At 73.2% G+C, this 19,412-nt stretch carries 19 protein-coding genes; 13 read left to right on the top strand and 6 right to left on the bottom strand.

The window, feature by feature from the left end:
* Positions 1-86: 86 nt before the first annotated feature.
* The gene (locus CYQ11_RS02470) at positions 87-1,049 is read right to left on the bottom strand and encodes a UDP-glucuronic acid decarboxylase family protein (protein WP_099198118.1); all 963 of its coding nucleotides are present in this window, start codon (positions 1,047-1,049) and stop codon (positions 87-89) included.
* 472 nt (positions 1,050-1,521) lie between these two features.
* On the opposite strand from CYQ11_RS02470, the gene CYQ11_RS02465 reads away from it, so the two are divergent.
* Positions 1,522-3,645 (top strand): catalase, encoded by a 2,124-nt coding sequence (locus CYQ11_RS02465; RefSeq protein ID WP_099198117.1) that lies wholly within the window; start codon positions 1,522-1,524, stop codon positions 3,643-3,645.
* Between the two features lie 15 nt (positions 3,646-3,660).
* Positions 3,661-4,308: an HhH-GDP family DNA glycosylase gene (locus tag CYQ11_RS02460; RefSeq protein ID WP_099198116.1), complete on the top strand. Its 648-nt coding sequence runs from the start codon at positions 3,661-3,663 to the stop codon at positions 4,306-4,308.
* 148 nt (positions 4,309-4,456) lie between these two features.
* Here CYQ11_RS02460 and CYQ11_RS02455 read toward each other — a convergent pair whose 3' ends face one another.
* Positions 4,457-5,422 carry an LLM class F420-dependent oxidoreductase gene (locus CYQ11_RS02455; RefSeq protein ID WP_099198115.1) on the bottom strand — a complete coding sequence of 322 codons (966 nt, stop codon included), beginning with the start codon at positions 5,420-5,422 and terminating at the stop codon, positions 4,457-4,459.
* 157 nt (positions 5,423-5,579) lie between these two features.
* Between CYQ11_RS02455 and CYQ11_RS02450 the strand changes: the two genes are divergently transcribed.
* Entirely contained in the window at positions 5,580-5,765 is a 186-nt protein-coding gene (locus tag CYQ11_RS02450; RefSeq protein ID WP_099198114.1) for a CsbD family protein, read from the top strand.
* A 42-nt stretch (positions 5,766-5,807) separates the two neighbouring features.
* On the opposite strand, the gene CYQ11_RS02445 is transcribed toward CYQ11_RS02450, so the two are convergent.
* Positions 5,808-6,020 carry a hypothetical protein gene (locus CYQ11_RS02445; protein WP_099198113.1) on the bottom strand — a complete coding sequence of 71 codons (213 nt, stop codon included), beginning with the start codon at positions 6,018-6,020 and terminating at the stop codon, positions 5,808-5,810.
* Between the two features lie 94 nt (positions 6,021-6,114).
* On the opposite strand from CYQ11_RS02445, the gene CYQ11_RS02440 reads away from it, so the two are divergent.
* Positions 6,115-6,996: a coiled-coil domain-containing protein gene (locus CYQ11_RS02440; protein ID WP_099198112.1), complete on the top strand. Its 882-nt coding sequence runs from the start codon at positions 6,115-6,117 to the stop codon at positions 6,994-6,996.
* A 91-nt stretch (positions 6,997-7,087) separates the two neighbouring features.
* Here CYQ11_RS02440 and CYQ11_RS02435 read toward each other — a convergent pair whose 3' ends face one another.
* Positions 7,088-7,627: an NADPH-dependent FMN reductase gene (locus CYQ11_RS02435; RefSeq protein ID WP_099198111.1), complete on the bottom strand. Its 540-nt coding sequence runs from the start codon at positions 7,625-7,627 to the stop codon at positions 7,088-7,090.
* A 231-nt stretch (positions 7,628-7,858) separates the two neighbouring features.
* Here CYQ11_RS02435 and CYQ11_RS02430 point away from each other — a divergent pair, with 231 nt between their 5' ends.
* The 7 genes from CYQ11_RS02430 (at position 7,859) to CYQ11_RS02400 (ending at position 15,162) form a co-directional block, all read left to right on the top strand.
* Positions 7,859-8,398 carry a hypothetical protein gene (locus CYQ11_RS02430; protein WP_099198110.1) on the top strand — a complete coding sequence of 180 codons (540 nt, stop codon included), beginning with the start codon at positions 7,859-7,861 and terminating at the stop codon, positions 8,396-8,398.
* A 159-nt stretch (positions 8,399-8,557) separates the two neighbouring features.
* Positions 8,558-9,028, top strand: coding sequence for a VOC family protein (locus tag CYQ11_RS02425; protein WP_099198109.1), 471 nt, complete (start codon positions 8,558-8,560; stop codon positions 9,026-9,028).
* Positions 9,029-9,098: 70 nt separating this feature from the next.
* Positions 9,099-10,511 carry a short-chain fatty acyl-CoA regulator family protein gene (locus CYQ11_RS02420; RefSeq protein WP_099198108.1) on the top strand — a complete coding sequence of 471 codons (1,413 nt, stop codon included), beginning with the start codon at positions 9,099-9,101 and terminating at the stop codon, positions 10,509-10,511.
* Between the two features lie 252 nt (positions 10,512-10,763).
* Positions 10,764-12,140 carry a cytochrome P450 gene (locus tag CYQ11_RS02415; RefSeq protein ID WP_099198107.1) on the top strand — a complete coding sequence of 459 codons (1,377 nt, stop codon included), beginning with the start codon at positions 10,764-10,766 and terminating at the stop codon, positions 12,138-12,140.
* A gap of 216 nt (positions 12,141-12,356) precedes the next feature.
* On the top strand, positions 12,357-12,992 hold the full coding sequence (locus CYQ11_RS02410) for a DUF4956 domain-containing protein (protein ID WP_099198106.1): 636 nt from the start codon (positions 12,357-12,359) through the stop codon (positions 12,990-12,992).
* Entirely contained in the window at positions 12,989-13,813 is an 825-nt protein-coding gene (locus CYQ11_RS02405; RefSeq protein ID WP_107489245.1) for a polyphosphate polymerase domain-containing protein, read from the top strand. The genes CYQ11_RS02410 and CYQ11_RS02405 overlap by 4 nt, the downstream gene beginning before the upstream one ends.
* A gap of 560 nt (positions 13,814-14,373) precedes the next feature.
* Positions 14,374-15,162, top strand: a complete 789-nt coding sequence (locus CYQ11_RS02400; protein ID WP_243469262.1) for an isocitrate lyase/PEP mutase family protein — start codon at positions 14,374-14,376, stop codon at positions 15,160-15,162.
* A 67-nt stretch (positions 15,163-15,229) separates the two neighbouring features.
* Here CYQ11_RS02400 and CYQ11_RS02395 read toward each other — a convergent pair whose 3' ends face one another.
* Together CYQ11_RS02395 and CYQ11_RS02390 are read right to left on the bottom strand one after the other, a co-directional pair.
* Entirely contained in the window at positions 15,230-15,769 is a 540-nt protein-coding gene (locus CYQ11_RS02395) for a DUF4232 domain-containing protein (protein ID WP_099198104.1), read from the bottom strand.
* 223 nt (positions 15,770-15,992) lie between these two features.
* On the bottom strand, positions 15,993-16,400 hold the full coding sequence (locus CYQ11_RS02390) for a rodlin (protein WP_099198103.1): 408 nt from the start codon (positions 16,398-16,400) through the stop codon (positions 15,993-15,995).
* A gap of 231 nt (positions 16,401-16,631) precedes the next feature.
* On the opposite strand from CYQ11_RS02390, the gene CYQ11_RS02385 reads away from it, so the two are divergent.
* Together CYQ11_RS02385 and CYQ11_RS02380 are read left to right on the top strand one after the other, a co-directional pair.
* Complete coding sequence (locus CYQ11_RS02385) at positions 16,632-18,875, top strand: HelD family protein (RefSeq protein WP_240003226.1); 2,244 nt, start codon at positions 16,632-16,634, stop codon at positions 18,873-18,875.
* A 98-nt stretch (positions 18,876-18,973) separates the two neighbouring features.
* Positions 18,974-19,261, top strand: a complete 288-nt coding sequence (locus CYQ11_RS02380) for a DUF5133 domain-containing protein (RefSeq protein WP_099198137.1) — start codon at positions 18,974-18,976, stop codon at positions 19,259-19,261.
* The last annotated feature ends 151 nt before the right edge of the window (positions 19,262-19,412 follow it).

The raw sequence follows: 19,412 nt of genomic DNA, 5'->3' as shown, positions 1-19,412 counted from the left end.
GGGGATCCAACGGGCGTACGTACGCGGCCGGGGGGCCGGGCCGGCGGTTCAGCCGGGCGTGCGGTCGTCGAGCGCTCTCGCGCCGTTCACAGGAGGGCGGATCGCGCGAACCACTCCACGGTCCGCTTGAGCCCCTCCTCGCCGTCCACACGGGGCGACCAGCCCAGCTCGCGCCGGGCCAGGGTCGTGTCGGGGCGGCGCTTCGCCGGGTCGTCGGCGGGCCGGTCCACGAAGCGGATGACGGACGCCGAGCCGGTGAGGTCGACGATGCGCCGGGCGAGGTCCAGCACCGACGTCTCCTCGCCGCCGCCGATGTTCACCGGGCCCGGGTGGCCGCTGGCGGCCAGGGCCACGATGCCGTCCACCGTGTCGTCGACGTAGGTCAGGGAACGGGTCTGACTGCCGTCGCCCGCCACCGTCAGCGGCTCGCCGTCCAGGGCCTGCCGGATGAACGTGGGCACGGCGCGGCCGTCACCGGCGCGCATCCGCGGGCCGTAGGTGTTGAAGATCCGCACGATCGACGTGTCGGTGCCGTGGGTGCGCCGGTAGGCCGTCACCAGCGCCTCGGCGAACCTCTTGGACTCGTCGTAGACGCTGCGCGGCCCGATCGGGTTGACGTTGCCCCAGTACTGCTCCCGCTGCGGGTGCTCCAACGGGTCCCCGTAGACCTCCGAGGTGGAGGCCAGCAGGAAGCGCGCGGCGTCGCGGCGGGCCAGGTCCAGGGCGGCGCGGGTGCCGTTGCTGCCCACGTCCAGGGTCTGGAGGGGCAGGCGCAGGTAGTCGGCGGGCGAGGCGGGGCACGCCAGGTGCAGCACGAGGTCCACCGGAGCGGACACCGCCGCCAGGCCGTCCGGCCGCGAGACGTCGGCCTCGACGAAACGGAAGCCCGGATGGGGGAGGAGGCGGGCGACGTTGGCCCGGGAGCCCGTGACCAGGTTGTCGACGCAGCACACCTCGCAACCCTCGGCCAGCAGCCGCTCGCAGACGTGGGATCCGACGAACCCGGCCCCTCCGGTGACCACCACGCGGTTCCAGCGTCGTTCGTCCATGATCACGCTCCTTCGCGTACGCGGGCCGGATGAGGAGTTCGCCGGCCGCCACGACGGATGCCCTTCGCGCGCCGGGCGTTCGGCGCGGGCCTGCCGGCTCTGGGGAACGGGATGCCGCCGGCGGGGGCGGCGCCGCCCACTGCGGGGCGGCCGCTCGACGCGCGGCCGGTGCGGCGGCTTCGTCCGCCGTGCCGGGTGGCCGGTCCTCGTGATTCCCCGGAACCTCCGGTCCGGGGTGCCCGCGATCCGCGGGCCCACACCATGACCACCCGTAGTCGAAACGACTCAAGCAGCAGCGTCGCACAGAGCCGCCGGTGCTTCCACTCGAAGCGGTCCGGACGCGGCACCCGCCCCGGTCCCGCCCGGTTTCGGCTTGCCCGCCCGGGGAACGCGGGTGAGCCTGAGGCGAGCGGCGCCTGCCGACGGACGCCGTCCCTCCACCGAGTGCCCCCCGAGGGAAGGAAGTGCCCGCGTGTCCGCCCACCACCAGTCAGCAGGCCGGGGAGACCCGCCCGCGCAGGACGCCAAGGACCAGCAGCTCGCACGCTTCCGTGCCGCTCCCGAACACGACGCGCTCACCACCGACCAGGGCGTGCGGGTGGACGATACCGACAACGCGCTCCGCGCCGGAACGCGCGGACCGACGCTGCTGGAGGACTTCCACAACCGGGAGAAGCTCACCCACTTCGACCACGAGCGGATCCCCGAACGCGTCGTCCACGCCCGGGGCGCGGGAGCCTACGGCTACTTCGAGGCCTACGAGCCGCTCACCGAGTACACCTGCGCCGACTTCCTCGCCGAGGCCGGCCGCCGCACGCCCGTCTTCGTCCGCTTCTCCACCGTGCAGGGCCCGCGCGGCTCCGCCGACACGGTGCGCGACGTGCGGGGCTTCGCCACGAAGTTCTATACGCGGGAGGGCAACTACGACCTGGTCGGCAACAACATGCCGGTGTTCTTCATCCAGGACGCCATCAAGTTCCCCGACTTCGTCCACGCGGTGAAGATGGAGCCGGACAACGAGATGCCCACCGGCGGTACCGCGCACGACACCTTCTGGGACTTCGCCTCCCTGCAGCCGGAGACCACCCACATGCTCATGTGGGCGATGTCCGACCGGGCCATCCCGCGCAGCTTCCGGATGATGCAGGGCTTCGGCGTGCACACCTTCCGCTTCGTCACCGCCGACGGGCGCGGCACGTTCGTGAAGTTCCACTGGAAGCCGAAGCTCGGCGTGCACTCCCAGGTCTGGGACGAGGCGCAGATCACCGCCGGACGGGACCCCGACTACCACCGGCGGGATTTGTGGGAGGCCATCGAGTCCGGCGAGTACCCCGAGTGGGAGCTCGGCGTGCAACTGGTCCCCGAGGAGGACGAGTTCTCCTTCGACTTCGACCTGCTCGACGCCACGAAGATCATCCCCGAGGAGCAGGTGCCGGTGCGTCCCATCGGCCGGCTCGTCCTCGACCGCAACCCGCAGAACTTCTTCGCCGAGACCGAGCAGGTGGCCTTCCACACCGCGAACGTCGTGCCCGGCATCGACTTCACCAACGACCCGCTGCTCCAGGGCCGCAACTTCTCCTACCTGGACACCCAGCTGATCCGCCTCGGCGGACCCAACTTCAGCCAGCTCCCGGTCAACCGCCCCCTCGCGGACGTCAACCACAACCACCGGGACGGCTTCGGCCAGCAGGTGATCCACCCCGGCACCAACTACTTCCCCAACTCCCTGGGCGGCGGCTGCCCGGCCCACGCCGGGGCCGGCGGCGGCGCCGGCGTCTTCCGGCACTACGCCCAGCGCGTCGACGGGGAGAAGATCCGGGTGCGCAGCGACAGCTTCCAGGACCACTACAGCCAGGCGGCCCTGTTCTGGAACAGCATGGCGGACTGGGAACGCCGCCACATCGTCGAGGCCTTCCGCTTCGAGCTCGGCAAGGTCGGCTCCACGCAGGTGCGCGAGCGCATGGTCGGCAACCTGGCCAACGTCAACGCCCAGCTCGCCGAGATGGTCGCCGACGGCGTCGGCGTGGCCGCCCCGCAACCGGTCTCCGGGGTCAGCACCGCCTCCTCGCCCGCCCTCAGCCAGGAGAACCTGCTCGGCGAGGGCATCCGCACCCGCAAGGTCGCCGTCCTCGCCGCCGACGGCACGGACGCCGGCCAGGTCACCGCCGTCCGCGAGCGGCTGACCGCCCAGGGGGCGATCGTCGAGGTCCTCGCCGCCAAGGACGGCAGCGTCCGCGGCTCCGACGGCGGCGGCCTCGACGTCGACCGCGCGCTGCCCACCATGGCCTCCGTCCTCTACGACGCCGTCCTCGTCCCGGACGGCAAGGAGGCCGTCGCCGCGCTGGCGGCCGACCCCGCCGCCGTGCGGTTCGTCGAGGAGGCGTACCGGCACGGCAAGCCGATCGCCGTCCTCGGTGAGGGCACCCGGCTGCTGACCGAGGCCAAGCTCCCCGAGGAGGTCGTCCTCGGTGAGTCGGCGCCGGACTTCGGCGTCCTCACCGGCAACGGCACCACCGCCCCGGGCGACCTCGCCGACGCCCTCGCGACCGCCCTCGGCCGGCACCGCTTCCCCCGCCGGCCGGGCCTGCTCAACTGACGGGCGGCGCGCGCCATGGGGACCACGGCCAGGGACCGGGAGACGGTCCGGGCCCTGCTGCGGACGCACGGGCGGACGTACGCCGAGGAGGCCGGGATCCGGCTGCGGGACACCCCCCAGCCGCTCTACCGGCTGCTCGTCCTGGCCTGCCTGCTCAGCGCCCGCATCCGGGCCTCCGTCGCCGTGGCCACCGCGCGCAGCCTGGCGGAAGCCGGTCTGAAGGACCCGCGCCGGATGGCGGAGGCCGGCTGGCAGCGCCGTGTGGACGCCCTGGGCGAGGGGGGCTACCGGCGCTACGACGAGCGCACCGCCACCCAGCTGGGCGACGGCGCGCGGTTGCTGCTCGACGACTACGGCGGTGACGTGCGGCGCATGCGGAAGAAGGCGGACGGCGATCCGGGCGCCCTCCGGTCGGTGCTCCAGGAGATCCCGGGGCTGGGCCCGGCGGGCGCCGACATCTTCCTGCGCGAGGTGCAGGGCGTCTGGCCCGAGGTGTTCCCCCGCTTCGACGGCAAGGCCCTGCAGGGCGCCGGGCGTCTCGGGCTGCCGACCGAGCCCGCCGGGCTGGCGCGGCTGGTGGAGCGCGAGGAGGCCCCCGCGCTCGCCGCCGCGCTCGTCCGGGCGGCCCTGGACGAGGCGGTGGCCGACGACGTGCGGCGTTGACCGAGCCGGTGGGACGTGCGGGGCCGACCGGCCTCGCGGGCTGACGCCGGCGGAGTGCGCCTGCTCGTCGCCGCCGGGCGCGCGGCCCGCCCCCGCTGCGCGGCCGGCGTGAACCGGCCGCACCCTGGGCTGCGTACGGGCCGGTGACTCAGAGTTCGCGCAGGGCGGGGAGCAGCTCGGCGGCCGCCCAGTCCAGATAGCCCTCCTGGTGGGCACCGCCGATCTGCACCAGGGCGATCTCGGTGAACCCCGCCTCCACGTAGGGCCGCACGGCCTCGACGAAGTTCTCGGTCTTGTCCCCGCAGGGGATCGACTCCGCGACGTCGTCCTTGCCGACGAACTGCGTCGCCGAGGCGAAGGCGCCGTCGTGGGGCAGCTCGGAGTTGACCGGCCAGCCCAGCCCGAACCAGCGGAACTGGTCGTGGGCCCGCTCGATCGCCGCGTCACGGTCGGTGTCGTAGCAGACGGGCAGCTGGCCGATCCGGGGCTTGCCGGCCCCGCCGTGCCGGTCGAAGGAGTCCAGCAGCTCCTTCTTCGGCTCGGTGGCGACGACCACGTCCGCCAGATGGCCGGCGAGCCGGCAGGACCGTTCGCCGGAGACGGCGATCCCGATGGGCGGGGCCGTCTCGGGCACGTCCCACAGCTTGGCGTGCTCGACGTCGTAGTGGGGGCCGTGGTGGTCGAGGGTCCGGCCCTCGAACAGGGCCCGGATGATCCCCACCGCCTCCTCCAGCATCTCGTGCCGCACGTCGACGCCGGGCCACCCGCCGCCCACGACGTGCTCGTTGAGCCGCTCGCCGGATCCCAGCCCGAGCCGGAAGCGCCCCTGGGACAGCAGCTGGACGGTGGCGGCCTGCTGGGCGACCAGGACCGGGTGGTAGCGGACGGTCGGGCAGGTCACGAACGTCATCAGCGGCAGCCGGGTCGTGGCCTGCGCCGCGGCGCCCAGGACCGTCCACGCGTTGGGGGAGTGGCCCTGGGAGGCCAGCCAGGGGAAGTAGTGGTCCGAGATGACGGAGAAGTCGAAGCCCGCCTTCTCGGCGCCCACGGCATGGGCGACCAGCTCCCGGGGGCCGGCCTGCTCGGTCATCATCGTGTAGCCGAATTGCACCATAAGTTTCGGGTTTCCACGGACTCCGGCGGGAAACCCGGCCGGTGCCCCACGACAGCCCGTTCGGCCGAACGCCGAAGTGCGCTCCGGCCGGCGGCGGACGACACTCGACGACGGAGGGGACCGAGCATCAGCCCGCCGTGACAGGGAGTGCCGCACCATGAGCGCCAAGGACAAGGCCAAGGCGAAGGCCGAGAAGATGAAGGGCCGGGCCAAGCAGACCACGGGCCGTGCCACCGGTGACAAGCACACGCAGGACGTGGGCCGCCTGGAGCGGGCCAAGGGAGAGGTCCGCGACGCCGTGGAGAAGGTGCGCCACAGCACCAAGGGCAAGCACGGGCGCTGACCGGGCCCGCGGCCCCCGGCCGGGAGCCGTTCCCCCAGCGGGTCACGGCAGGTCGCGCACCACCCGTTCCGCCGCCTCGCTCGCCCCGGCCGCGGGGGACAGCTCGTCCAGCGCGTCCAGGTCCGTGTCGTCGCGGAGTTCGGTCCGCCAGGCCGCCGCCAGCTGGTCCTGCCGCTCCTGCGGAAGCTGCTGGACCTTCTCCCGGCTCGCGGGGCTGAGCGCGGCGAGGAACCGCTTCAGATCGTCGTTCGGCATGGTTCTTCCTCCCGGTGGGCCACTGGTACCTCTTCCAGGGCGGGACCCGGAATTGTCGGCCGGTCCGCCGACCTCACCTGAAAGACGGACGGCCATGGACCTGGAGAGCGTCGTCGACGAGCTCTTCCGGCTGCGGCCGGAGGAGTTCACGGCCGTCCGCGACCGGCGGGCGGCCGAGGCCCTGCGGGCCGGCGACCGCGAGCTCGCCCGCTACGTCAAGGCCCTGCGCCGCCCCACGCTGGCGGCGTGGGCGAGCAACCTGCTGGTGCGCGAGCGGCCCGACGAGGCCGAGGCGCTGACCGCGCTGGGCGAGGGCCTGCGCGAGGCCCACCGGAAACTGGACGGACGGCAGCTGCGCGAGCTCGGCCGCCGGCAGCGCGTCCTGGTCGCCGCCCTCTCCCGGCAGGCGGGCGAGCTGGCGGCCGAGGCGGGCCACCCCGTCGGCGAGGACGTGCGACGGGAGGTCGAGGACACGCTGCACGCCGCGCTGGCGGACGCCGCGGCCGCCCGTGAGTGGGCCGCCGGCCGGCTGGCCCGGCCGCTCGCCGCAGCGGCCGGCTTCCCGGGGCTGGCCCCCGACGCCGCCGCACGCCTCGCGGCGCCACCCGCCCCCGCCCCGCCCGGGCCCGCCCACGACGGCGCGGCCGGCGTCACCGACCTCGCCCAGGCGCGCGAGACGCGCCGCGCGGCACAACGGCACGAGGAACGCGACCGCGCCCAGCGGCAGGCCGAGCGAGCCACCCGGGACCTGCGGGCCTGCGAAGAGGATCTGGCCCGGCTCCACGACGAGGCCGGGCGGGCGGAGCGCGACGTGCGTGACGCCCAGCGGCGACTGGACGAACTGACCACCGTGCTCCAGGCGGCGCGGGACAGCGAACGAGACGTCCAAAGACGTCTGCGGGAGGCGGAGGAGGTCGTACGGGCGGCCCGGCAGGCGGCCCGGGAGGCGGAGACGAAGGCGGACCGCCTGACGTGAGGCACGGGTTGCGGCTGCGCAGCACGACGCGGTGTACGTGCGAGCCGGCTGACCCGCCCCGTCGGTCCGCGCCCGGTGACGGCCCCCGCCGCTACGCCGCCCCCGGCACCGCCTTCCGCAGGGCCGCCATGGCCGCGGTCAGAGCCTCGACCGTCGGCTCGTCGGTGACGCGGTCGGCCGTACCGTCGAGCTTCGCCGCGACGAGGCCCACGCACAGGCACGCCTCGGCGACGACCTCCGCCGTCATCATGGCCAGCGTGCCGCACAGCTGGGTGTTGGCCTGGTCCCCTCCGGCCGGCATGGGCGAAGCGGTGATCACCGCGACCGGCTTGCCGACGAACTCGCCGCTGCTCACCAGCCAGTCGAGGGCGTTCTTCAGGACGCCGGGCACGCCCCGGGCGTACTCCGGGCTGACGATCAGCACCGCGTCGGCGTCGGCGACGGCACTCCGCAGGGCCGCGACGGGCGGGGGAGGGACGGCGCCCTCGCCGTCGTCGTCCGGGTTGAAGTGGGGGAGCGCGCCGATCTCGGCCGCCCGTGCCGGAGCCCCCGACACATCCAGCGCGGTGCGCAGCACCGCGGCATTGGCCGACCGGGCGCGCAGGCTGCCCGAGAGAGTGACGATCTTCATGACGGGACGGTAAGGGACGGGGCGCCGGGCCCCGTCACCGGGGGGAGCGCTGCCGGATTCCCTCCCTACGCAGCCGCACCATCCACCACTTCCTGGCCAACCTGTCCGCCTGCTCCGGCGGGGCATCAGGCACTCCACCAGCAACGCGAGTGAGGTGGAGGGGGCACTGCGTGGCCGGTCCTGTGCGGGCGGTGCTGCCAGACGGCGGCCGCCTCCCTACGCTCCTCGGCCATGCGACCGACCACACTCAGACGTTTCGGCCTGTCCACCCTCCTCGCCTGCGCCGTCGGCCTGACCGGCCTGGCCCAGCCCGCCTCCGCGGCCGCCCCGGCGATGGCCATCACCACCGACAGGGCGACGGCCACGCCCGGCTCCACGGTCACCATCACCATGACCTTCACCAACGACCAGAGCACGAACACGCAGTTCGTGTACCAGTCCATACAGCCCACGTGGAACACCTCGCAGGACCCGGGGCTCAAGTACACGTTCAAGTCCTGCACCGGGGACGCCGTCCAGTGCGACGTCTCCGCACAGAGCGGCACGGTGCGCTACAACGTCCCCGTCGTGCCGGGCGCCAGCCGTACGGTCAAGCTGACGTACGCCGTCGCCGCGGACTCGGCCTGCGGCCCCAGCCGGCGCATCGAGTTCTACTCCTACCTGTACTACGAGTACCAGGGTGGCCAGGCCAAGAAGGACGGGATCTACCCCGTGGGCACCGACATCACGTGCGCGACCACGCCGGGCGCGACGGCGTCCACGCACAAGTAGCGAACACCACTCGGATCCCGCCCGGCCAGGAACACCCTCCTGGCCGGGCCTCTCCGCGTTTCGTTCAGCTCCTTCCGCTCCCCGTTCCGGTGTACTCGACTCGACGCGCCACGCGTCGGCCCCCGTTCCGTCGTTCCCGCCCGCAGCGAGGAGACCTCCGTGCAGAAGATCACGCCCTTCCTGTGGTACGACGGCCAGGCCGAGGAGGCCGTGGAGCACTACACGTCCGTCTTCGACGATTCCCGGATCGTGGACGTGCAGCGGTACGGCGAGGAGGGGCCCGGCGAGCCGGGCACCGTCATGACCGTCACGTTCGAGCTCGCCGGACAGCGTTTCGTCGCCCTGAACGGAGGGCCGGAGTTCACGTTCACCGAGGCCGTCTCGTTCTCCGTCGACTGCGCCACGCAGGACGAGGTCGACGAGCTGTGGGCCCGGCTCGGCGAGGACGGGCAGGAGGGGCCGTGCGGATGGCTGAAGGACAAGTTCGGACTGTCGTGGCAGATCACCCCGAGGGTGCTGACCGATCTGCTCAGTGATCCGGACCCGGTCAGGTCGGGCCGGGTCATGAAGGCCATGATGGGCATGACGAAGATCGACATCCAGGGCCTGCTGGACGCCTACGACCGGTGATCCAGCCCGCCCCGGGGGTCACCGGGCCGGACGCGCACCGCCGGTGCGCGGGGCGGAAGGGGTCGGGAGCATGGGCAGGACGTACGCCGGGGCGCGGCTGCGCCGGCTGCGCGAGGAACGGGGACTGAGCCAGGCCGCCCTGGCCCGGCTGCTCGCCATCTCGCCCAGCTACCTCAACCAGATGGAACACGACTCCAGGCCGCTGACCGTGCCCGTCCTGCTGCGGCTGACCGAGGAGTTCGGCGTCGACCCCGGCTTCTTCTCCGAGCGCGACACCGGCAGGATGCTCGCCGACCTGCGGGAGGCCCTGGCCGACGAGCTGGCCGCCGCCCGGGTCACCCCCTCCGAGCTGTCCGAACTCTCCTCCCGGCTCCCGTCCGTCGCAGCCGTCCTGCTCGACCTCGGCCGGCGCACCCAGGTGCTGACCGAGCAGCTCGCCCTGGCCTCCGAGGGCCGCGCCGACGCCCCCGCGGCGCCGGGCGCCCGTTCACCGCACGAGGAGATCCGCGAGTTCTTCTACCGCCGGCGCAACTACCTGCACGACACGGACACCGCCGCCGAGGCGCTGGCCCGGGAGCTGGGGATCCGACCCGGCGAGGTCCGCAGGGCCCTCGCCGCCCGGCTCTCCGAACGCCACGGCGTGCGCGTCGCCGACGGCTCCGACCGGCTGCACCGCTTCGACGCCGCCGAACGGACCCTGCACCTGTCGCCCCGGCTGCGCCCGGGCCAGCAGGCCTTCCGGATGGCCACCCAGCTGGCCCTGCTGGAGCACGGCGCGGAGATTTCCCGGCTGGCCGCGGAGGACTACGAGGAGGGCTCCGACACCTGGTCGCTGACCCGCATAGGCGTCGCCAACTACTTCGCCGCGGCCCTCGTCCTGCCGTACGGCGACTTCCACGCCGCGGCCGAGGAGCTGCGCTACGACATCGAGCGGCTCACCGACCGGTTCGGGCTCGGCTACGAGACGGTGTGCCACCGCCTGAGCACGCTCCAGCGCCCGAGCACGCGCGGCGTCCCCTTCTCGTTCGTCCGGGTGGACCGCGCCGGCAACATGTCCAAACGGCAGTCCGCGACCGGCTTCCACTTCTCCCGCGCCGGCGGCACGTGCCCCCTGTGGAACGTCTACGAGGCGTTCGCCGCACCCGGCCGCATCCACGTCCAGGTGGCCGCCATGCCCGACGGCGGCCGCCACCTGTGGACCGCCCGCACCGTCACCCGGCACCGGGGCGGCTGGGGGGAGCCCGGCAAGACCTTCGCCATCGGGCTGGGCTGCGAGGTCCGGCACGCCTCCCGGCTCGTCTACTCCGACGGCCTCGACCTGGGCAACGCCGCGGCCGCGACCCCCATCGGCATGGGCTGCCGCATCTGCGAGCGCCTGGACTGCCCGCAACGAGCCGTCCCCCCGCTCGGACAACCCCTCGCCATCGACGAGAACAGCAGCACCTTCGTGCCGTACCCGGTGCGCCCCCGCGAATCCCGCTGAGCCACGCGACCGCCCCGCTCCAAGCCGGCTTCGGGCGGACGCCAACTGAACATTAGTCACATCGAGCGAGTGCTCAAGAGCAAGGCGAGACACCGGATACGCGTGTGTCGCCGCTCCCCTCCGTCGGGCCCGCCCGCCCGGCACATCACCCGTGTACCGCCTTTTCAGGCCACCTCCAGCCGGGCAGGCATCGGGGATGACCTTCGGCTCACCGCTCGCACCGGCCCCGTTCACCCCCGGAGGCTTCGCCCCATGACCAGGACGTCCGCCGTTCCGCTGCGTCTCGTGCCGGGCCCGCGCGGTCTGCCGCTGCTCGGCAACCTCCCCGCGTTCGGCAGGGACCCCCTCGGCTTCCTCGTCCGGCTGCGCGACGGCTACGGGGACGCGGTCCGCTGGTCCCTGGGCCCCCGGCCGAGCGTCTTCATCTTCCATCCCGAGCACATCGCCGAGATGCTCGGAGGCGTCGAGCGGACCTATGAGATCCTGGACATCGGCTGGGCGTTCCGGCAGGTGACCGGCGACAGTGTCATCCTCAGCAAGGGAGCGGCGTGGCGCCGCAAGCGGGCGCTGGTCCAGCCGACCGTCCGCCCGCGCCAGGTGCGCGGGTACGCCGAGACCATGGTCGACTGCGCCCGCGCGGTCGCCGACGGCTGGCGGGACGGCGGGCGCGTCGAGGTCTTCCGGGAGATGGCCCTGCTCACCCAGCGGGTCGTGCTCCGCACCCTGTTCGGCAACGACCTGGGTGAGCGCAGGCACGTGCTCGGTGACGCGATGGCCGTGGCCGAGCGCGAGGTCGGCGCCGAACTCCACGGCGTCAGCCTCTTCCTGCCCGGCTGGATCCGCACGCCCTCGCGGCGGCGGCTGCTCGCCGCCCTCGCCACGGTCGACGCCGAGGTCGGGCGGCTGATCGGCGACCGGCTGGCCGCCGGGGACACGGGCGGCGAGCGGGACGACCTGCTCGGCAGGCTGCTCGCGGCCCGCGACGACGAAGGCCGCCCGCTGACGCCCAAGGAGGTCCGGGACGAGGCCGTGACCCTGTGGGCGGCCGGGCACGAGACCACGTCCACCGCCCTGACCTGGGCGTGGTACCTGCTGTCGGAGTCCCCGCCCGCGCGCGCCAGGCTCACCGAGGAACTGGACCGCGTGCTCGGCGGACGGCCCCCCGGCATCGATGACTACGAGCAGCTCGTGTGGACCCAGCAGGTCGTCAAGGAGGCCCTGCGCGTCTACCCGCCCGCCTGGCTCATCCCCTCCGTGGCCTGCGAGGGCGCCACGCTGGGCGGCCAGCCGATGCCGGCGGGGACCATCGTGTGGTGCAGCCAGTGGGCCACGCACCGCGACCCCCGCTGGTTCCCCGACCCGGCGGTCTTCCGCCCCGAACGCTGGGGCGCCGACGCGCCGGACGCGGTGCCCGACCACGCCTGGTTCCCCTTCGGCGGGGGCCAGCGCACCTGCCTGGGCGCCCGGTTCGCCCTGGTCGAGGCGGTCCTGGTGCTCGCCACGCTGGCACAGCGCTTCGAGGTGCACGTCGACCGGTGCGAGGTCGGCCCGGCCCCCGGTCTGCTGCTCCAGCCGGCGACGCCGCTGCGGGCCACACTGCGCGCCGTGGACCGCGCCGGGCAGGCCTGACGAGTCGTCGGAGCGGTGGCGTGAGCGGGCGTCCGCCGGGGCAAGAGCATCGAACGGGACAGGACGGGTGGCGTTCCGGACACTTGCCGTCCGGTTCCCGTAAAGAACCGCGCGGTTCACCGGGAAGTGGGTTCATATTCACTCAGCGTTTTCCACGGCCGGGAGCCCGCCGTCGCCTCCCGGCCGTCCCCCTTCCCGACGTCCGAGAGCGGAGCCATGGACTCGCTACGCCACCTTGTCGCCCACCTGGGTCTCGATCTGGCCGCCATCAGCCTGCTGACCTTCGCGATCTACTACCCCCGGCACCGTCGCCGCGATCTCGTACCGGCCTATCTGGCCCTCAACGTCGCCCTCTTCACCGTCGTCGCGGCCCTCGCCGAGATGAACGGCAACGGTGGCGCGGCGCTCGGCTTCGGGCTCTTCGGCGTGCTGTCCATCATCAGGCTCCGCTCCGACGCCGTCCAGCACGAGGAGGTCGCCTACTACTTCGTCACCCTCGTCCTCGGCCTCCTGTGCGGCCTGCCGCACCTGCCCATCGGTCTCGCCGCGGCCCTGAGCGGAGTCCTGCTCCTCGTGGTCTACACGGCCGACCACCCCCGGCTGCTGGCCCGGGTCCGCCGCACCGTCGTCACCCTCGACACCGTCCACGGCGACCCCGCCGCCCTCCGCGCCGACCTCGCCCGGCGGCTGGGCGAGCCCCTGCGCTGGACGGTCATGGAAATCGACTACGTCCGCGACCTGACGGTCGTCGACGTGCGCTACCGCGAGCCCGAGCCGGGCACCGCGCCCGGGTACGGGACCGCGAACGCGGAGCCCGTCCAGCGCACCGCGCCCGCCTGGGAGTCCGTGTGACCACCGAGGTCCCCGCGCCGCTCGCCGCCCCGGCCGCGACGGCCCTCGGCGAGGCGGTGCGCGCCGCCGCCCCCGTCTCGCTGGACGAGGTCAACCAGCGGGCCGCACTCCTCGCCCGCTTCGACCACAGCTACCTGGTACCGGCCGACGTCTTCCTCCGGCTCGCCGGCCGGCTCACCGACCCGGGCCGGCCCGGCGGCCCGTTCCGGGCCCTCACCATCGACGGCCGCCGCACTTTCCGCTACCACTCGGTCTACTACGACACCCCGGGGCTGCGCTCCTTCCACGACCACCGCCAGGGCCGCCGCCTCCGCTTCAAGATCCGTGAGCGGCTCTACGAGGACTCGGGCGAGCGGCAGTTCGAGATCAAGCTCAAGGGCCGCCGCGGCGAGACGGTCAAGCACCGCCGCCCCCTCACGGGCCCCGGCACCCCGCTCGACCCCTGCCACCAGGCGTTCCTCGCCGAGACCCTGCGACACGCCTACGGCATCGAACCGCCCGCCGCGCTGCACCCCTCCCTCAGCACCGACTACCTCCGCGCCACCCTCGTGGCCGACGGCGCGCGCATCACCTGCGACGCCGGGCTGACCTGTGAGGACCTGCGCGCCGGCCCGAGCGTGCACTGCGCCGGGGACCTCGTGCTCGTCGAGACGAAGACGACGGGTCACCTCACCGAGGCCGACCGCCTGCTGCACGCCTACGGCGTCCGGCCGGCCGTCTTCACCAAGTACTGCGCCGCCCTGGCCGCGCTGCACCCCGCCCTGCCCGCCAACCGCTGGCACCGCGCGGCCCGCCGGGCGTTCGGGGCCCACGGCCGTTGAGGGGCGGTCGGTTTCGCCGCGGCTCTCGGTCATGGTGCCGGGAGCCGCTCGCGCGTGCGGGCAGCCCCGTGGCCTGGGACCGGCCTCCTGCGGCAGGGCGCCGACGGGGCGTCACGACCGGCGCGAAAGCATCGGAACCGGGTCGGTTTTGCCTTCGGAATATTGCTCCATGACCAAACCTTGACTAACGTCCGTTCGCAGCCGGCCGGCATCACCACCACGCGTACGCGCCCCCGGGGCGGGGTAGTCAGGGCCAGCGACCCCGCACGGCCCACACCTGTACGACCGATTCCCCCTACACGTGCACGGACTGCCGGTACGTCAGGCAGACCGGACACGCAAAAGAACCCGGGGGCACGTCGCGCCTGACCGCGCGACGACCCCCGGGCTTCCTTCTACCAAACCGTGACGCCGGCCAAGTGACCGCGAGCTGTAGCGGGCAGCGGTCACCATCACGCGCCGGCGCAAACCAGTTCTCGGAGGGTACCGTGAACCACCCGGATCGGCTACGTGCCGCGGTAGCGGCAGAGGGCACCACACCTCTCATCGGTGTCTTCGACATGTTCTCCGCGTCCGTCTCGGCCCAGCACTACGACGGCATGTTCATCTCCGGATTCGGCTTCGCCGCGTCCCATTACGGGCTGCCGGACATCGGGTTCATCGCCTGGCCGGACATCGTCGCCTTCGTCCAGCGGCTGCGGCTGGCCTTCCCGGAGCAGCACCTCCTCGTCGACATCGACGACGGATACGTCGACCCCGAGACCGCCTGCCACACCGTCCAGCACCTGGAGGCGATCGGCGCCTCGGGCGTGATCCTCGAGGACCAGAAGCGCCCCCGCCGCTGCGGGCACGTCAACGGCAAGCAGATCCTGCCGCTGGAGGAGTACCTGGAGAAGCTGAACCTCGTCCTCGCCGCCCGCCGCGACCTCGTCGTGGTGGCTCGTACGGACGCCACCGAGGAGTCCGAGATCCTGCGCCGCGCCAAGGCCCTGGCGGCGACCGACGCCGACGTGGTGCTGGTCGACGGCGTGCGCAGCGTGGAGTGGATCCGCAAGGTGCGCGATGTCATCGGCGACAAGCCGCTGCTGTTCAACCAGATCGCCGGGGGCAAGTCGCCCCGCCTGAGCCTGCCCGAACTCAGCGACCTGGGCGTGGACGTGGCCATCTACAGCACGCCGTGCCTCTTCGCCGCCCAGACCGCGATGGACACGGCCCTGAGGCGGCTGAAGGAGGACGACGGCCGCCTGCCCGAGGTCACGCCCTCCGGCGTGGGCGTCGCCGAGTGCCTGGCGCTGCTGGAGAAGAACATCAGCCGCCACCACCGCCGGGAGGCGACGGTCGCGCGCTGAGGGACGCGCGGACGGTCCGGTGGCCGGGCGGCGGGAGCCCGCCCGGCCGTTGGCCGTCCGCGACCGTCTACGGCACGTCCACCGTGCGGGCGAAGGCCGTGACGGACAGGTCGCCGTTGGTGACCGTCTTGTCGAACGGGACGGTCAGGTGGTCACGGGACGCGGGCGGGGTGATCTCCAGGTAGCGGGCCTGGACCATCGTCGGCGCGTCGGCGTGGGCCCAGGCCAGGCCGGCCTCGGCGGACTCGCCCGGCCGCAGGCGGAGGGTCTGCTTCCCGGGGTCGGGTATGAAGTAGGTGCTGCCCCAGGAGGTGTGGGTCTCCAGCGGCCCGTGGCGGGCGTCCTCCAGGCCCAGGCCCGGGTAGCCGCGCAGGGCGCACGTGTGGTCCGAGGTGTTGGTGAGGGTCAGGACGGTGCCCTCGTGGGACATCCCCGACTGGCCCCCGGGGCTCTTGTCGGCCAGTGAGGCGCGCAGGCCGGACGTGCCGCAGGTGGCGGCGGCCTCGGCCGGCGCGGCCGAGGCCGCCCCGGCTCCCGTGACGAGGGTGGCGGCGGCCAGCGCCATCGCCGCGCCGGCGCCTGCGGCCTTCCGAGCCGTGGTCCGCATGATCGGACGCTCCTTCCTTGCGATGCGGTCCCTGGCTGCTCCAGGGCCGCACGCGTCGCCTTACCACCGCTTCACCCCTCAAACAGTGAAGGCCCTGTTTTTCAGGCCACTTTGGAGAGACGGGGGCGTGAAAACGGCGCGCGGCCGGCGAACGCCCCTGAGGGCGGTTCGCCGGCCGGGCCGGGTGGGAAGGAAGGGACGTGCCGCGGTGACGTACGAGGCGTCAGTGGTCCCCGTCGCGGTTCCCGGAGCCGTTGCCGCTGACCACCGGGATCTCGTCGAGGAGGTGCGAGAGCGGGTCGTCGCCGTCGACGATCGTGGAGTTGTCCGTGCACTGCTGCTGTTGCTGCGAGGTGAGGACGGGAATGTCCTGCACGCCGATGTTGATCAGCAGGAGCAACGACTGGAGGCCGAGCTTCCCGACGCCGACGCACAGCTTGTCCAAGGACCCCTGGACGGCGGTCATCTGCGGGCTGCGGTGGCCGCCGGTCACGGTGTTCCCGTGCGCGGTCACCGAGTCGTTGCCGTTGGCGACGTGCCGTCCGTCCCGCTCAAGGGCCGCGGTGGGAACGGCGGCGGCGCCGACCGCCGTGGCCGTGAGGGCAACCGTCGTGAGCACCTTCTTGAACACGTCCCTGCCTTTCGATCGCTGGGCGTTCCCGAGAGGGAAGCGATCTGAGTAACTCGGGTGCGGAAGGGAGGTTCCGATTGCTCACCCGTTCGGCCCGGCGGGAAATACAAAAACACCCCGGCCGCATTGCGGACGAGGTATTTCCCTGCGTATATTGAAGGTTTCCATGCCCGCTGCAACACAGGGTATGGGGAAGCTTTATGAGGCCATAATATCCGGGCGGGAGTCGAATTGTCAAACGCGGAATTGCGTCACGAGCAGGATTTCATCGATCTGCTTCACGAGCGTCTGGCCGAGCTGCGTGCGGCGACCGAGGCGGCGCTCAAGGACGCCCTCGCGCCGGCCGGGAACACCCTCCAGGCACGGCTGGAGCGCGACGTGCTGGTGGCCGAGCGGTCCGGGCTGCTGGCAGCCTTCAACGCGGGGGAGAACGGGCTCTGCTTCGGCAGGCTGGTCCACCGCGACGGCCGCGACCACCACATCGGTCGCATAGGCATGCGCCGGGACGACGCGGAGCGCACCCCGCTGGTCGTCGACTGGCGCGCCGAGGTGGCGCGCCCGTTCTACCTGGCCACCGGGCACACCCCCATGGGCCTCCGCCGCAGGCGCCACATCACCACCCGGGGACGCGAGGTCACCGGCCTGCACGACGAGATCCTCGACCTCACCGACGAGGAGCGCACCGGGCACGAGGGCACCGACGCCGACGCCGTCCTCCTCGCCGCCCTGGACGCGGCGCGCACCGGCCGCATGCACGACATCGTGCAGACCATCCAGGCCGAACAGGACCGGATCATCCGCGCCCCGCACCGCGGGGTCCTGGTCGTCGAGGGCGGTCCCGGCACGGGGAAGACCGTGGTCGCCCTGCACCGCGCCGCCTACCTGCTCTACGCCCACCGCGAGCAGCTGGCCCGCCGCGCCGTGCTGATCGTCGGCCCGAACCCGGCGTTCCTCGGCTACATCGGCGAGGTGCTGCCCTCACTCGGCGAGACCGGCGTCCTGCTCGCCACGCCGGGCGAGCTGTTCCCCGGCGTGACCGCCACCGGCGCCGACACCCCCGAGGCGGCCCGCGTCAAGGGCGCCGCCTCGATGGCCGACGCCCTCGCGCACCACGTGCGCGACCGACAGACCCTGCCCGGCCCCGGCACCGTGATCCCCCACCAGGACGGCGAGCTGCGGCTGGACGCGGACCTCGTGGCCGAGGCCCGCCGCCGGGCACGGGAGACCCGGCTGCCGCACAACCTCGCCCGTCCGTACTTCGCCTTCCACGTCATCGACGCCCTCACCGCCCAGCTGGCCGACCGACTCGGAGCGGACCCCTACGGCGGGCCGAACTTCCTCGGCCCGGACGACATCGCCCAGCTCGGCAAGGGCGTCGCGGCCAGCGCCGACGTCCACGCCGCCATCGACGGGCTGTGGCCCGTGCTCACGCCGCAGCAGCTGGTCGCGGACTTCCTCGCCGACCCCGTCCACCTCCCGGAAGCCGACGCGGACGCGATCCGCCGCGAGGGCGGCGAGTGGACCCCCGCCGACGTCGCGCTGCTCGACGAGGCCGCCGAACTCCTCGGCGAGGACGACTCGGCGGCCCGCGCGGCGGCCGATGCCGAGCGGCAGGAGCGGATCGCCTACGCGCAGGGCGTGCTCGACCTGTCCTACGGCTCCCGCACCCAGGAGTTCGAGGACCGCGACGACGAGGATTCGGAGGTGCTGGCCGCCCACGACCTGGTCGACGCCGAACGGCTCGCGGAGCGGCACGAGGAGGCCGACCACCGCAGCGCCGCCGAACGCGCCGCGGCCGACCGCACGTGGGCCTTCGGCCACGTCATCGTGGACGAGGCCCAGGAGCTGTCGGCCATGACCTGGCGGCTGCTCATGCGGCGTTGCCCGACCCGTTCCCTGACGCTGGTCGGGGACCCGGCGCAGACCGCGGAGCCCGGCGGCTGCGGTTCCTGGCGGACGATCCTCGCGCCGTACGTCGGCGAGCGGTGGGAGCACATCAGGCTCGGCGTCAACTACCGCACCCCGTCCGAGATCATGGACGTGGCCGCGCGGGTGATCCGCTCCGTGGACCCCTCCTTCGCGCCGCCCCGCTCCATCCGTTCCACGGGCGTACGGCCGTGGGCGCGGCACACCGGCGACCTGCCGGGCGCCGTCGCCGACGCCGTGCGCGCCGCCCGGCGGGACCACGTCGAGGGCCGGCTCGCGGTGATCGCCCCGCGTGACCGTCATCCGGCGGTGGCCGCGGCCCTGCCCACCGCCTCCCACGGCGCCTCGCCGGACCTGACGGAGCCCGTCGTGCTGCTGGACCCCCGGCAGGCCAAGGGCCTGGAGTTCGACACGGTGATCGTGGCGGAACCGGCGGAGTTCGGCGTGAGCGACCTGTACGTCGCGCTCACCCGGGCCACCCAGCGGCTGGGCGTCGTGCACACCGGCGCGCTTCCGCCGGCCCTGGAGGCGCTGGCGGCGGCGGAGTGAGAGGCGGCGAAGGGGACCGTCACGCATGAGGGGGGAATGAGAAGCGAGTGGCGGGGCAGGCGCGTGCTGGACACCGTGTGACCTTCAAGGAGGCATTCATGCTGCTGGCTCACCCCGCCGTTCTCCACGACCTCGTCGAGCGCTACACGGCACTCGAGCGTGCGGTGACCTCGGGGAGCGCGGACCCGGTGACCAGGCAGAGGCTGGCCGACACGGCCTACACCCTGTGCGTGTCGACCGGGACCCGCGACATCGACGCCGCCCTGATCGCCGCACGCCACCGGCTGCCGGGTGCCCGCGTCGAGGACGACAGCGTGCTGAGCCCGCGGACCCCGGTCCGCGCGGGCGCACGTACGGACGGGCCAGCCCCCGTACCGGTGAACTGACCCGATCCGCAGGGGAGTTGGGAGGCTCTTGGGGCAAGCTTTGAGGTGGACGCCCGCGGTGACAAGAGGACGGTCGTGTTCCTGGGGTTGTCGTACGACGTTAATCGTTCTGACGCTCGACCCCTCACGCCCGTGTTGCTAGGTTCTCCGC

The sequence above is a fragment of the Streptomyces cinnamoneus genome, from assembly GCF_002939475.1.
GTDB classification, from domain to species: Bacteria; Actinomycetota; Actinomycetes; order Streptomycetales; family Streptomycetaceae; genus Streptomyces; species Streptomyces cinnamoneus_A.
Note: the sequence above shows the minus strand (reverse complement) of the source record. Positions and strands in the feature narration are given on the sequence as shown.